At 71.7% G+C, this 14120-nt stretch carries 14 protein-coding genes; 1 reads left to right on the forward strand and 13 read right to left on the reverse strand.

Translation table 11 applies throughout. The annotated features are described in order from the left end of the window. Positions 1-44: 44 nt before the first annotated feature. The 10 genes from ABLE68_RS02160 to ABLE68_RS02205 all read right to left on the reverse strand — a co-directional run bounded on the left by ABLE68_RS02160 (position 45) and on the right by ABLE68_RS02205 (position 9984). Complete coding sequence (locus tag ABLE68_RS02160) at positions 45-203, reverse strand: hypothetical protein (protein ID WP_348869483.1); 159 nt, start codon at positions 201-203, stop codon at positions 45-47. Between the two features lie 20 nt (positions 204-223). Further along, complete coding sequence (locus tag ABLE68_RS02165) at positions 224-1852, reverse strand: MDR family MFS transporter (RefSeq protein ID WP_348869485.1); 1629 nt, start codon at positions 1850-1852, stop codon at positions 224-226. Positions 1853-1896: 44 nt separating this feature from the next. Continuing rightward, positions 1897-2991, reverse strand: coding sequence for a calcium:cation antiporter (locus ABLE68_RS02170; RefSeq protein WP_348869487.1), 1095 nt, complete (start codon positions 2989-2991; stop codon positions 1897-1899). A gap of 28 nt (positions 2992-3019) precedes the next feature. Continuing rightward, positions 3020-4180, reverse strand: coding sequence for a rod shape-determining protein RodA (rodA, locus tag ABLE68_RS02175; RefSeq protein WP_348869488.1), 1161 nt, complete (start codon positions 4178-4180; stop codon positions 3020-3022). After that, entirely contained in the window at positions 4180-6315 is a 2136-nt protein-coding gene (gene mrdA / locus ABLE68_RS02180; RefSeq protein WP_348869490.1) for a penicillin-binding protein 2, read from the reverse strand. Before mrdA ends, rodA begins: the two co-directional genes overlap by 1 nt. Then, positions 6315-6827, reverse strand: coding sequence for a rod shape-determining protein MreD (mreD, locus tag ABLE68_RS02185; RefSeq protein ID WP_348869492.1), 513 nt, complete (start codon positions 6825-6827; stop codon positions 6315-6317). Before mreD ends, mrdA begins: the two co-directional genes overlap by 1 nt. Beyond that, the gene (gene mreC, locus ABLE68_RS02190; RefSeq protein WP_348869493.1) at positions 6824-7729 is read right to left on the reverse strand and encodes a rod shape-determining protein MreC; all 906 of its coding nucleotides are present in this window, start codon (positions 7727-7729) and stop codon (positions 6824-6826) included. Before mreC ends, mreD begins: the two co-directional genes overlap by 4 nt. Further along, a complete protein-coding gene (locus ABLE68_RS02195; RefSeq protein WP_348869494.1) occupies positions 7729-8760 on the reverse strand; it encodes a rod shape-determining protein in 1032 nt (343 codons plus the stop codon). The genes mreC and ABLE68_RS02195 overlap by 1 nt, the downstream gene beginning before the upstream one ends. Positions 8761-8886: 126 nt before the next feature. Then, on the reverse strand, positions 8887-9306 hold the full coding sequence (ndk, locus tag ABLE68_RS02200; RefSeq protein ID WP_348869495.1) for a nucleoside-diphosphate kinase: 420 nt from the start codon (positions 9304-9306) through the stop codon (positions 8887-8889). 9 nt (positions 9307-9315) lie between these two features. Then, positions 9316-9984 carry a pyridoxamine 5'-phosphate oxidase family protein gene (locus ABLE68_RS02205; RefSeq protein WP_348869497.1) on the reverse strand — a complete coding sequence of 223 codons (669 nt, stop codon included), beginning with the start codon at positions 9982-9984 and terminating at the stop codon, positions 9316-9318. A gap of 70 nt (positions 9985-10054) precedes the next feature. On the opposite strand from ABLE68_RS02205, the gene pdxR reads away from it, so the two are divergent. After that, on the forward strand, positions 10055-11383 hold the full coding sequence (pdxR, locus tag ABLE68_RS02210) for a MocR-like pyridoxine biosynthesis transcription factor PdxR (RefSeq protein ID WP_348869498.1): 1329 nt from the start codon (positions 10055-10057) through the stop codon (positions 11381-11383). Here pdxR and ABLE68_RS02215 read toward each other — a convergent pair. The 3 genes from ABLE68_RS02215 to ABLE68_RS02225 are packed head-to-tail and all read right to left on the reverse strand — an operon-like array spanning position 11369 to position 14087. Further along, the gene (locus ABLE68_RS02215) at positions 11369-11782 is read right to left on the reverse strand and encodes a DUF4233 domain-containing protein (RefSeq protein ID WP_348869499.1); all 414 of its coding nucleotides are present in this window, start codon (positions 11780-11782) and stop codon (positions 11369-11371) included. The two genes, pdxR and ABLE68_RS02215, sit on opposite strands and share 15 nt — an antisense overlap. Further along, positions 11779-13161, reverse strand: coding sequence for a bifunctional tetrahydrofolate synthase/dihydrofolate synthase (gene folC / locus ABLE68_RS02220; protein ID WP_348869501.1), 1383 nt, complete (start codon positions 13159-13161; stop codon positions 11779-11781). The genes ABLE68_RS02215 and folC overlap by 4 nt, the downstream gene beginning before the upstream one ends. 23 nt (positions 13162-13184) lie before the next feature. After that, positions 13185-14087: a GNAT family N-acetyltransferase gene (locus tag ABLE68_RS02225; protein WP_348869502.1), complete on the reverse strand. Its 903-nt coding sequence runs from the start codon at positions 14085-14087 to the stop codon at positions 13185-13187. Positions 14088-14120: the final 33 nt, after the last annotated feature.

Here is a 14120-nt window from a genome sequence, read left to right on the forward strand (position 1 = left end):
GGAAACACCCAGCGTACGGCGTGCTGGGGCATCCCGGCGAACCGTCAGTCGCTGTCGGCTGCGAGCTCCTCGAGCGCCTTGCGGGCGATCGGCAGCTCGACCTGCGCGAGGCTGATCAGGTCCTCGAGCCCGGCCACGCCGTAGCGGTTGGCGACGTGCTGCACGGCGTCGACGATCTCGGGCTCGTAGTCACGGTCCGTCATGCCTCCATCCAAACACGTGTTCAGACAGGTGGTTCGGAGGCCTCCGCGCGCGCCGCGGCGCTGGCGGAGGTCGACCGCAGCTCGACCGGTGGCAGGAGCAGCAGGATCAGGAAGGCGAGCACGCCGACCCCGGCCGCCAGCATGAAGACCTGGTCCATCGACTCGGCGAAGCCGACCTTGAAGGGGTGTGCGATCACCGCCGGGAGGGTGTCGATGAACGACGAGTCGTCCTGGACCTGGCCGATGACCGAGGGGTCGAGACCGTGTCCGTCGGCGACCGCCTGCTGCCACTCCGGGGTCTGCGACTCGACCTTGATCGCGTCGGCGATGTTGCCGCCCACGGTGCTGAAGAGCACGGACAGGAAGACCGCGACGCCCAGGGTGCCGCCGATCTGGCGGAAGAAGGTCGCCGAGCTGGTCGCGACGCCGATGTCGGTGGGTGGGACGGCGCTCTGCATGATCAGCAGCAGCGGCTGCATGCAGTTGCCGAGACCGAAGCCGAGGACCAGCATCGACAGGCTGACCCACACGAGCGACGTGTCGGCGCCGCAGAGCGAGAGCAGCACGAGGCCGGCGACGACCATGGCCGAGCCGACGATCGGGAAGAGCCGGATGTGGCCGGTGCGGGAGATGATCTGCCCGGAGCCGATCGAGCCGACCATCATGCCGGCGACCATGGGCAGGGTGAGGAGACCGGCCTCGGTCGGCGAGGCGCCGTGCACGATCTGCATGTAGAGCGGGAGCAGCATGATGCCGCCGAACATCGCGACACCCACGGTCAGGCTCGCGGCGATCGAGACGGCTGCCGGTCGGATCCGGAAGAGTCGCAGCGGGATCAGGGCGGCCTCTCCCATCATCCGCTCGGCGAGCACGAACCCGATCACGCCGATGACGCCGATGACGTAGCAGGCCAGCGACCGGGGCGAGTCCCAGCCCCAGTAGCGACCCTGCTCGGCGACGGTGAGCAGCGGCACCAGACCGACCACGAGTGCGACCGCGCCCCACCAGTCGATGCGCAGGTGGCGCGGCGTGTGGTGGATGTGGAGGGTGCGGAAGACGACCGCGAGCGCGGCGATGCCGATCGGGACGTTGACCAGGAAGACCCAGCGCCAGCCGTCGATGCCGAGGATGGTCGCCTGGCCGGCGAAGAACCCGCCGATCAGGGGGCCCAGGACGCTCGACGTACCGAACATGGCCATGAAGTAGCCGGTGTAGCGGGCGCGCTCGCGCGGGGACACGATGTCGCCGATGATCGCGAGCACGAGCGTGAAGAGCCCGCCGGCGCCGAGGCCCTGGAAGGCACGGAACGCCGCGAGCTGGTACATCGTCGTGGCGAAGGTGCACAGCACCGACCCGATGATGAAGACCGAGATCGCGAACATGAAGAGCTTCTTGCGACCGTAGTTGTCGCCGAGCTTGCCGTAGATCGGGGTCGTGATCGTCGCGGTGATCAGGTACGCCGTCGTCACCCACGCCTGGATCGACAGCCCGTCGAGGTCGTCGGCGATGGTGCGGATCGACGTGCTGACGATCGTCTGGTCGAGGGCACCGAGGAACATGCCCAGCATCAGGCCGGAGAGGATCGTCAGGATCTGCCGGTGGGTGTACTCGCCGCTCTGCGTGGCAGTCGCGAGGTCAGTGGTTGCCATCGGCAACCATTCTACGCCTGGTGTGAACGCCCTGTCGTCGGGGTTCAGGGCTTGATCGACAAGAACACGAACGCGGCCAGCAGGACCAGGTGGACGAAGCCCTGGAGCGACTTGGCCCGGCCAGGGACGACGGTGAGCACCGAGACGATGACCGAGATCAGCAGCAGCACCATCTGCACGGGCTCGAGGCCGAGCGCGAGCGGCCCGTCCAGCCAGATGGAGGCGATCGCGATGGCCGGGATGGTGAGCCCGATGCTGGCCATCGCAGAGCCGTAGGCGAGGTTGAGGCTGATCTGGACGTCGTTGCGGGCCGCGGCCCGGACGGCGGCGATCGACTCGGGCAGCAGCACCAGCAGCGCGATCACGACGCCGACGAACGAGTGCGGGAACCCGGCCTTCGCGACCAGGTCCTCGATCGGGTGCGACTCGACCTTGGACAGACCCACGACCGCGACCAGCGCGACGACCAGGAGGCCGAGGCTGGCCAGCGCGTCGCGGTCGGTCGGGGGATCGGCGTGGACGTCGTCGTGCGGTCCGGGACCGGTGTCGACGGGCAGGAAGAAGTCGCGGTGCTTGACGGTCTGGGTGAAGACGAAGATGCCGTAGAGCGCGAGCGAGGCGACCGCGGCGAAGGCCAGCTGCGAGGACGAGAAGTCCGGGCCGGGCGTGCTGGTCGTGAACCGCGGCAGCACCAGCGTCAGGCCGGCGAGCGCGACCACGGTCGTCAGCAGGGACCCGGCCCCCTCGGGGTTGAAGACCGCCAGGTGGTGCTTGAGCGCGCCGACCAGCAGGGCCAGTCCGGCGATGCCGTTGAGCGTGATCATCACGGCCGCGAAGACCGTGTCGCGAGCGAGCGTCGAGGTGTCCCCGCTGCCGGAGACCATCAGCGTGACGATGAGCGCCACCTCGATGACCGTGACGGCCACGGCCAGCAGCAGGGAGCCGAACGGCTCACCGACCCGGTGGGCGACGACCTCCGCGTGGTGCACCGCGGCCAGCACGGCTCCGATCAGGAAGACCGCGATGAACGCCGCCGGGACGGCGTCCGGGTGGCGCCCCCAGGAGAGCGCCAGCACCACCATGGCGGCCAGCGGGGCGATCGTCGTCCAGGCGAAGCGTCCTCGGGTGGCGGTGCTCATGGCCACGACCCTACGGAAGGTCTGATGGTCAGCGGCTGACCAGCACCCGGGTGGGCATCGTGTAGCGGGTCGGGACGATCGCCGTCGAGCGCCGGTGGATGTTCTGCAGCAGCCCGATCGCCAGCATGCCCGCGAACATCGAGCTGCCGCCGTACGACACGAACGGGAGGGGTACGCCGGTCACCGGCATGATGCCCAGGCACATCCCGATGTTCTGGAAGGCCTGGAAGCCGAACCAGCAGGCGATGCCGGCGGCCGCGAGGCGGCCGAAGACGTCGTCGGTGCGGGCCGAGATCGCGAGCGCGCGCCAGATCACGACACCGATCAGCGCGATCAGGACGCCGGCGCCGACCAGGCCGAGCTCCTCCCCCGCGACCGTGAACACGAAGTCGGTGTGCTGCTCGGGCACGAAGCCCGCGCGGGTCTGCGAGCCGTCGAAGAGGCCCTGCCCGAAGAGGCCGCCGTTGCCGATCGCGATCCGGGCCTGCTCGACGTTGTAACCGGCGCCGCGGGGGTCGAGGTTCGGATCGGTGAAGGCGAGGAAGCGGTCGACCTGGTACTGCTTCAGGAAGCCGGCGGCGACCGCGGCGGCGCCGGCGGTGACGCCACCGGCGGCGAGCAGCGCGAGCCAGCGACGAGGTGCGCCGGAGACGGCCAGGACGCCGAAGACGGTGGCCGAGAGGACCAGCATGGTGCCGAGGTCGGGCTGCAGCATGATCAGCGAGGCCGGGACGCCGGCGATCGCCAGCATGCCGATCACGTCGCCGGCGCTGCCGCCGGCCCTGCCCCGCCGTACGTCGGCACGCTCGGCGACCCACAGGGCCATCCCGATGACGACGGCGAGCTTCGCGAACTCCGAGGGCTGGATCGACATGCCGCCCAGCTGCAGCCAGGACCGGGAGCCGTTGACGGTCGAGCCCATCGTCAGCACGAGCGCGAGCCCGGCGACGGAGGCCACGTAGACGAACGGGGCCAGGATGCGCACCCAGCGGTGGTCGATCGCGAGCACGACGACCATCAGCACCAGGCCGATGACGATGTTGACCAGCTGCTTCTGGAGGTACGCCGTGGAGTCGCCCCCGGTGAGGTCCTCGCGGTGGGACGTCGCCGACCACACCAGGAGGCTCCCGATGGTCACCAGCCCCAGGACGGCGAGCAGCAGGATCCAGTCGAGACGGGGCGCCTTCATCAGTCCTGCTCCTTGCGGGCCGGCGGGAGGATCGAGCCGTCCTTCATGAAGGTCGGGAGCGCGGCGGGCGGGGTGGTCCCGGGGATCGCGGCCTTGCTGGGCTCGACGGTCATCCCGTCGATGCCGTAGAGGCTCTCCCAGATCGCGCGGACCGCCGGGCCGGAGGTGCCCGACCCGGTGCCGGCCTGGGTGACCATCATGACCACGACGTAGTTCTTGTCGTACGTCGCGACCCAGGACGTCGACTGCTTGCCCTCGACCTCGGCCGAGCCGGTCTTGCCGCGCAGGTGCACCTGGTCGAGCGGGAAGTCGCCGAACTTCCAGGCCAGGGTGCCGTTCCACGCGCCGTCGCTCTTCAGCGTGCCGAGCAGCGCGGTGTTGACGTAGTCGATGGCGGCCTTCGTGACCGTCGCGTGGCCGACGACCTGGGGCGGGATCTTCTTGACGATGGTGCCGTCAGGGGCGACCACCGCCTTGCCGATGCGCGGGGCGTAGAGCGTGCCGCCGTTGGAGAGCGCGGCGTACGCCCGCGCGAGCTGGATCGGGGTGACGATCGTGTCGCCCTGGCCGATCGTGAAGTTGGCGGCGTCGCCCTGGCGGAAGTGGTCGCCCTCGAGGCAGAACTCGTGCGCGAAGAGCTTGAGGAACGGCGTCTTCGCCGTGCCCTCGTGGTCCATGTCGCAGTAGTAGCCCTTCATCGACTTGTAGTACGACGCGCGCCAGACCCGGTCGCCGACCCGTCCGCTCGCCTCGCCGGGGATGTCGATGCCGGTCTTCTCGCCGAACCCGAAGGTGTGCGCGGCCGCGCCGAGCGGGTCCTTGGCCTTCGAGTCCTGCTCGTCGGAGCCGTACTTCTGCCAGAAGTGCAGACCGACTCGGTAGAAGAAGGTGTCGCAGGAGACGTTGAGCGCCTCGGCGAACGAGATGTTGCCGTAGGACTCCGACTCGTAGTTCTTGAACCAGCGGTTGCCGATCTGCAGGCCGCTCGTGCAGCCCAGCCGGGTGTCGGGGCCCAGGTCGTCGGACAGGGCGCCGGTCGTCATGAACGGCTTCCAGGTCGAGCCGGGCGCGAACTGGCCCTGGGTGGCCCGGCCGAGCAGCGGGTTGTCGGCCTGCGTGGAGTAGAGCCGGGCGAGCTGCTTCTTCGAGATGCCGCCGACCCACTCCGACGGGTCGTACGTCGGCTGGCTGGCCATCGCGACGATCCGGCCGGTCTTCGCCTCCATGACGATCGCCGCACCCGAGTCGGCCACGTAGTTCTTGTGCGTGACCGGGTCGTACGTCGACCGCGCGAGCTTGATCGTGTCGGCGAGCTGCCGCTCGACGGTGCCCTGGACCTTGGCGTCGATGCTGGTGACGAGCGTGTCGCCCGGCTGGCCGGCGACCTCGTCGTCGTCGCCGAGCACCCGGCCCATCGAGTCGACGGCGACGCTCTTGTAGCCCGGCATGCCGCGCAGCCAGCGGTCGTACTCCTGCTCGATGCCGGTGCGGCCGACCGAGGAGGCACCGTTGACGGACTTGTCACCGTCGGCCTTGGCCTGGTCGTACTCGCTCTCCGTGATCGGGCTGAGGTAGCCGAGCACGTGGGCGAGGTTGATGCCGTAGGGCCGCGGGTAGGCCCGCACGCTCTGCTGCTCCGCGACGATGCCCGGGTAGTCCTCGGGCTGCTCGAGGATCCGCAGCGCGACCGTCTTGCGGACGTCGGTGGCGACCGGGACGGGCTGGTAGGGCGAGCCGTTCCAGCAGGTGCCGACCTTCGCACCCGGGTCGCCGCAGGTGGCGAGCTTGGCGCGGATCCCGGCGGCGGGGTCACCCAGCACGCCGGCGACGCGGTCGATCAGCACCCCCTGCTGGTGCTCGGTCATCTTGTCGAGCATCGTGCGGTCGACCGAGACCACCCAGGAAGTGCGGTTGGCGACCAGCGGACGACCCATGTCGTCGACGATCAGGCCGCGCTCGGGCTGGACGACGATCTCGCGCAGGGACTGGGAGGTCGCCTGCGCGTGGTACTGGTCGCCGCTGACGACCTGGAGGTAGTAGAGCCGGACGAACAGGGTGGCGAACAGCGAGAACACCAGCGCCTGGATCACGAACAGGCGCAACCGTCCGGAGCGGCCGGTGACGAGGCCCGCCATCAGGCGAGGGACCGGTCCGGCTCGAGGTGGCGGAACATCGCCATCACCGGCGGCAGCACCAGCGGCGTGAGCAGCACGTCCCAGAGCAGGGCGACGAGGATGATCTGGAGGAGCTCGCCGAAGCCGACCGACCCGTCGCCGAGGATCACGCCGCTGAGCGCGAAGACCGACGTACCGACGAACGACGAGGCGGCGACCGTGGCCACGACGGCCGTGGCGGTGGGCCGGACGTCCTGGCGGACCCGGCCCGCGACGTAGCCGACGATCACCAGGGCGAGCGCCCAGCGCCCGGCCACGTGGTCGGCGGGCGGAGCGAGGTCGAGGGCGACACCGGCGACGAAGCCGAGCACCGCGGCGAACTGCGGGCCGCGGGTCAGCGCGGCGCCGACGACGACCAGCAGGCAGAGGTTGGGGACGATGCCGTCCCAGGCGACGAAGGGGAACACCGAGACCTGGAGCACCAGGGCGATGCCGACGGCCGCCATCGCGACGAGCGCGCGCACGACGTTCATCCCAGGCTCCCGTCGGCCTCGATGACCGCCCGGTCGCTGCTGGTGCCGCTCGGGACCACGACGCCGACGAGGTCGAGCGCGCCGAAGTCGACGAACGGGTCGATCACCGCGCGCTGGGCGGTCTCGCGCAGGCTGCTGTAGACGCTGACGACGCGGCCGACCGGGACGCCGGAGACGTAGGGGCCGCCGGCCTCGCTCCCCCAGGTGACGACCGTGTCGTGCTTGGCGGGGACGGCGGTGTCGTCGACGAGCTCGAGGTCGAGGCGACCGTCGCTGCCGAGGACGCCCCGACCGTGGAGGAAGCCGACCTCCATGCTGCGACCGACCCGGCCGCCGACGACCGAGTCGGAGTCGACGATGAGCAGGACCGTGGCGGTCGTGCGGGTGACGCGCAGGACGCGGCCGACCAAGCCGTCGTTGTTGATCACGGTGAGGTCGGGGTGGACGCCCGCGTCGGAGCCGGCGTCGATGGTGACCGTGCGCGAGAAGGACTGCGAGGGACCGAGGCCGACGACCCGGGCAGGCACGAGCGAGTAGCCCAGGCTGTGCGCGGCGGTCGTCAGACCGTCGTACTCCTCGAGGCGGTTGCGGTCGTAGTCCTGGGTCGCGATGTCGGACTTGAGCTGGGAGTTCTCGGCCTGGAGGTCGAGCAGGTCCTGCTGCATCGCGTCGCGCGAGCGGAACCAGTGGGGCACGGCGGTGAAGGGGCGTACGGCGGCCGCGGTGGCGACCTCCGCGGGGCCGAAGACCTCGCCCACCGCGCGGCGGGCCGGATCGATCGGGGACGAGTCGCGGGAGTCGAGGGTGATCAGGGTCAGGCAGGCGAGCACCAGCGCGACCAGCAGCGCGCGCGAGGGTCGAGGGCCGTCGAGGTCGCCCCGCCAGCGCCGTTCGCGTGCCATCAGACGCGCCTCGGGTGATCGCTCACCAGGACCTGCTGCAGCGCCTCGAACTCCTCGACGCACTTGCCGGCCCCCAGCGCGACGGAGGTGAGCGGGTCCTCGGCGACGTGCACCGGCATGCCGGTCTCGTGACGGAGCCGCTCGTCGAGGCCGCGGAGCAGGGCGCCGCCGCCGGTCAGCACGATGCCGCGGTCCATGATGTCGCCGGCCAGCTCGGGCGGCGTCTGGTCGAGGGTGGTGCGGACGGCGTCGACGATCGTGTGCAGCGGCTCCTCGATCGCCTGGCGGACCTCGGCGCTGGAGACGACGACGGTGCGCGGCAGGCCGGAGATCATGTCGCGGCCGCGGATCTCGGCCTCGGGCTCCTCCGGCAGCGGGAACGCCGAGCCGAGGGTCATCTTGACCTCCTCGGCGGTGCGCTCGCCGAGCATGAGGGAGTACTCCTTCTTCATCCACGCGACGATCGCGGCGTCGAGGTCGTCGCCGGCGGTGCGGACCGACAGGCTGGTCACGATCCCACCGAGCGAGATCACCGCGACCTCCGTCGTACCGCCGCCGACGTCGACCACCATGTTGCCGGTGGCCTGGTGGACGGGGAGCCCGGCGCCGATCGCGGCGGCCATCGGCTCCTCGATGATGTAGACCCGGCGCGCGCCGGCCTGGTAGCCGGCCTCCTTGACCGCCCGCTGCTCGACGGCGGTGATGCCGCTCGGGACGCAGATGACCATCCGCGGCTTGGCGAAGTAGCGGCGCCGGTGCACCTGCTGGATGAAGTAGCGCAGCATCTGCTCGGTCGCCTCGAAGTCGGCGATGACGCCGTCCTTGAGCGGGCGGATGGCGGTGATGTTGTCGGGCGTGCGCCCGATCATCCGCTTGGCCTCGTGACCGACGGCGAGGATCTCACCGGTGGAGTCCTTCAACGCGACGACGCTGGGCTCGTCGAGGAGGACACCCTTGCCACGGACGTAGACGAGGGTGTTGGCCGTGCCGAGGTCCACGGCCATGTCGCGGCCGATGACGCTGTTCGCCATGCTGTCGCCTTCGGGTGTTGCTGATGGGGAAGAAGTGACAACAGGCTACGAAGCGAGCGCGCGGCTCACCGGGAGGACACGCGGCCTCACCAGGGGTTTTCCGGCCGGGACCGGCTCAGTCTCGGCTCAGAGAGCGGGGAACCAGATCCCGATCTCGCGGGCGGCGGACTCCTCGGAGTCGGAGCCGTGCACGAGGTTCTGCTGGACCTTGAGGCCCCAGTCGCGGCCGAGGTCGCCGCGGATGGTGCCCGGAGCGGCCACCGTCGGGTCGGTCGCGCCGGCCAGCGAGCGGAAGCCCTCGATGCAGCGCTCGCCCTCGAGCACCATCGCGACGACCGGGCCGGACAGCATGAAGTCGACGAGCGGCTGGTAGAACGGCTTGCCCTCGTGCTCGGCGTAGTGCTCGGCGAGCACCTCGGGGGTCGCGGTGCGGAGCTCGAGCGCCACCAGGGCGTAGCCCTTGGCCTCGATGCGGCGGATGATCTCGCCGGCCTGGCCGCGCTTGACGGCGTCGGGCTTGAGCAGGACGAGGGTGCGCTGGGTCATGCCGGGAGCCTATAGAGACGCGGCCCGCCGTACGACGTCGGCCGGGACCGGACCGCTCGCGTCGTCGCCGGGGACGGGCTCCCCGGCCGTGCGGCGCAGCGGGATCACGCCGCCCCAGACGCCGGCCTCGATGTCCTCGACGTCGTCGACCGGACCCTCGGCGCGGACCTTCATCGACGCCTCGTGCAGCGGCAGCGCGAGCACGGCGGTCGCGGCGAGCTCCTTGCGGGTGTTGGCGCGCAGCGTGGCCGAGCGCCCCGGGATCATGTGGTCGACGATCAGGTCGAGCGCGTGGCCGCGCTCCTGCTCGTCGTCGACCAGCCGGGCCCGTCCGATCACGACGGCGGAGCGGTAGTTCATCGAGTGGTGGAAGGCCGAGCGGGCGGCCACCAGACCGTCGAGCTCGGTGATCGTCACGCAGACGGTGGTGTCGGTCGACGCGCGCAGCCAGCCGGCGGCCACCGACCCGTGCACGTAGAGCGTGCCGTTCCGGTCCGGGCCGTCGAGGTCGACGGCGAAGGCGGTCGGCAGCACGAGCGGGTGGTGGTCGAGGGTGACGCCGAGGTGGGCGATCAGCGCGTCCTCGAGCAGCCGGTGCAGCTCGGTGCGGTCCTCGACCATCCGGTTGCGGCCGCGGCCCACGGTCGTGCGGGCGGTGGGCGAGAGGGTGGTGGTCACCCCGCTAGTCTGGGCGATAAGTGGCCTGCACACACGGGCCAATCCGGCATCAGTTCGGCAGGACACTTCGATGAGCACCCTCCCGGTCACCCTCGATCGGTCCCGGCCCGGGCCGCTCGGCGGCCAGCTCTCGGAGCGGATCCGGGGCCTGGTCCACGACGGCACCCTGACCCGGGGCGACCGCCTGCCCTCGAGCCGGGCGCTCGCGTCCGACCTGGGTGTGAGCCGGTCGGTGACCGAGCAGGCCTACGAGCAGCTGGTCGCGGAGGGGTGGCTCGAGACCCGGCACGGCTCGGGGACCTTCGTCGCGTCGAGCGGCGCCCAGCGCTCCGCCGTACCTCTCCCCCGGCGCCGGGCCGAGGCTCGCGAGCTGGTCCGGCTCGATGCCGGGACACCGTGGATCGACCCCCGGCACGCGGCCGGCTGGCGCCGGGCGTGGCGCGAGGTGTCGACCGCACGGCCGCCGCGGGGGTACGACGACCCGCGCGGGCTGCCCGAGCTGCGGATCGCCCTGGCCGACCGGCTGGCCCGGACCCGCGGCCTCGTGGTCGACCCGGACGAGGTGGTGCTGACCAACGGCACGACCGACGGCCTGCGCCACCTGCTGACGGTGCTCCCCGCCGGCCCGGTCGCGCTCGAGGACCCGGGCTACCGGGCCGCGGTCGAGACGGCGCGCGGCACCGGTCGCGACATCCGCGACCTCCCGGCGCTGGAGCCGGTCACCGACCTGAGCGGTGTCGCCGCGGCGTACGTGACCCCCGCCCACCAGCACCCGCTCGGCCGGGTGATGCCGGCCGCCGACCGGGTCACCCTGCTCGACGCCGCGCGGCGCGCGGGCGCGGTCGTCGTGGAGGACGACTACGACTCGGAGTTCCGCTACGACGTCGCCCCGGTGCCCGCTCTCGCGACCCTCGACCGCGAGCACGTCGCCTACCTCGGCACGGCCGCGAAGTCGGTCGCGCCGTCGCTCCGCCTGGGGTGGCTGGTGCCGCCTCCGTCGGTGCTGGACCAGCTCAACGCGCGCCGCGTGGTCACGCACGAGGGCGCGCCGTGGCCGGTGCAGCGCGCGTTCCTCGCGCTGCTGCGCGACGGCTACGTCGACAAGGTCGTGCGCACCGCGCGCCGGGTGTACGCCGACCGGGCACCGCGCGTGGCAGCCGCCCTGGCGCCGTACGCCGAGCTGGCCGGGCCGCTGGCCGGCATGTACTCCACCTGGCTGCTCCCAGGCCCCGACGCCGTACGCGCCCGGGAGGCCGCGCGACGGGCCGGCTTCGAGGTCAACCTGCTCGCGGACTACGCACGGACCTCGGCCCTGACCGGACTGGTGATCGGCTTCGGCGGCGTCACCGACGAGGAGCTCGACCGGGCGCTGGCCGCGCTGACGTCAGCTCTCGGCTGACGGCGACTCGGCGGCCGCGAAGGCGGCGTACGCCGCGGCGCGCTCGCGCTCGATCTTGCGGCCGAGGTAGTCGGCGCTCCCCCACAGCAGGGCGAAGATGCCGCCGAGCACGAACATCAGCGGGATGACGAAGCCGAGCCCGATCGCGGCGCCCTGCACGAGCCAGCCCACGCCGTACGCCCACTCGGCGCGGAGCAGGCCGGAGAGCAGCAGGCAGACGACGGCGAGGCCGAGCCCGATCCAGAGCGCAGCCGTCGTCGAGACCCCTTCGACCGAGATCATCACGGGCGTGGTGAGGCCGAGGGTGATCGCCTCGAGGCAGAGGATCGCGGCGCACATGCCGCGTCGCGGCGAGCGGGCCGGCTGCTCGACGGGCTGCTCGACGGGCTGGTCGCTCATCGCTGGCGCTCCGGGCGGACCAGCAGCGAGCGGGCCTCGCCGACGGTGACGACGGACCCCGTGACCAGGACGGCGCCGGAGCCGAGCGGGTCGCCGAACGCCTCGCCGGCCTCGGCCAGCGTGGCGGCCGCCTCGATCGCGTCGGACAGCCGCGGGGTGACCGAGACGCGGTCCTCGCCGAAGATCTCGCGCGCGGCCTCGGCGAGCTGCTCCGCGGGCATCGCGCGCTCGGTGGAGTTCTGGGTGCAGACGACGTGCGCGAGGTGTGCCTCGAGCGCGCCCAGCAGACCCTCGTGGTCCTTGTCCCCCATCACGCCGATCACGCCGATCAGCGGGGAGAAGGTGAAGGAGTCCTCGAGCGCCTCGCCCAGCGCCGCCGCGCCGTGCGGGTTGTGCGCCGCGTCGAGCACGATCGTCGGGCTGCGCCGGACGATCTCGAGACGACCCGGCGAGGTGACCTCGGCGAACGCCGCGCGGACCAGGTCCTCGTCGAGCGGGTTCTCGCCGACGAACGCCTCGACGGCGGCCAGGGCGACGGCGGCGTTCTGGGCCTGGTGGGCGCCGTAGAGCGGCAGGAAGATCTCGTCGTACCGAGCGCGCAGGCCCTGGATCGAGATGACCTGCCCTCCGACCGCGGCCAGCCGGGAGGCGACGCCGAAGTCCACGCCCTCCTGCACGGCGGTCGCGCCGACCTCGGCGACCCGCTGGAGCAGGATCTGGCTGACCTCGGGGCTCTGCTCGGCGAGCACGGCGACCGAGCCGGGCTTGATGATCCCCGCCTTCTCCTCCGCGATCTTGCCGGGGGTGTCCCCGAGGTACGCCGCGTGGTCCACCGCGATCGGACCCACGACCGCGACCGCGGCGTCGACGACGTTGGTGGCGTCCCACGAGCCGCCCATCCCGACCTCGACGACCGCGACATCCACGGGCGCCTCGGCGAACGCGGCGAAGGCCATCGCGACGACGGTCTCGAAGAAGGAGAGCGGGTGGTCCTGGTCGTCGTCGACGAACTGGATGTACGGCGCCACGTCGTTGAACGCGTGCACGAACTCCTCGTCGGTCAGCGGCTCGCCGTCGACCGAGATCCGCTCGGTCATCCGCTCGACGTGCGGGCTGGTGAAGCGGCCGGTGCGCAGGTCGAGCGCGCGGAGCAGGGTGTCGATCATCCGCGAGGTCGAGGTCTTGCCGTTGGTGCCGGTCAGGTGGATCACCGGGTAGCCGGTCTGGGGCTCGCCGAGCACCTCGACGAACGCGCGGATCCGGTCGAGCGACGGCTCGAGCCGGGTCTCCGGCCAGCGGGACAGCAGGGCGTCCTCGACCTCGGCGTAGGTCTCTGCCAGTCGGGGGGCCGATCGGGGTGCTTCGGGGGTCTCACTCATCTCGTGACGAGTCTAGAGAGTCGCTACCGGACGACCAGACTCACCATGTCCGTCAGCGGTCGGTAGCCGAGCGCCTCGTAGATCTTGGTGGACGTCGGGTTGGCCTGGTCGGCGAAGAGGCAGACCCGCACGCCCTGGTCGAGGAAGTGCCGTGAGACGTCGGCAACGGCGGCGCTCGCGTAGCCGTGACCACGGTGCTCGGCGGGCGTGTAGACCGGTCCGACCCGGGAGACGCCGTACGCCGGCGGGTTGGCCCCGGTCACGTGGACCGGCTCCCCCGACTCGTCCTCCCACAGCCAGATCACGCCCTCGTCGATCCGCAGGAGCATGTCGTCGAGCGTGAAGCCCTCCAGCTTGCGGCCCTCGACGGGTCGGCCCGCCTGCTCCGCCGCTGCGGCCTCGAAGTCGAGGAACCACGCCAGCGTCAGCTCCCCGTCGTCACGGGTGGCCTGCCGCAGGCGACCGGCCGGCGCGGGCGGGACGATCAGCTCACGGACCTCGAAGAGCCGCAGGTGCTCGTCGACGTGGACCGCGCGACCGTCGAGGCGGGCCAGCTCGTCGGCGACGATCCGGGCGGCCGGCAGTGCGCCGTTCACCCCGACGACGTGCTCCCCGCGCTCGTGGAGAGCACGGGCGAGGTCGCGTGCGGCCTCGTCGGGCATGGGCAGGACGTAGAAGGGATGGGGCGCGAAGGGCGCCGTACGCATCGCCGCCCCGACCATCGCGCCGGCGTCGTCGCGGACCAGCAGCCACCACCGCGGATGGTCGCCGCGCGGGTGCCCGGCAGCGTCGGACGCCACGATCCGGCGGGTCACCGACGCGATCACCGTGGTGAGCACCGGGTCCGCAGCGAGGTGCTCCTCGGCGGCGTCGAGGAAGGCCGCAGGATCGTCCACGAACTCGAGGCTGAACTCCGGGGTCGACACGTCCGCACAGTGGCTGACCTGGGGGTCCGCCGC

It is taken from the genome of Nocardioides pollutisoli (assembly GCF_040045055.1).
GTDB lineage: Bacteria > Actinomycetota > Actinomycetes > Propionibacteriales > Nocardioidaceae > Nocardioides > Nocardioides tweenelious.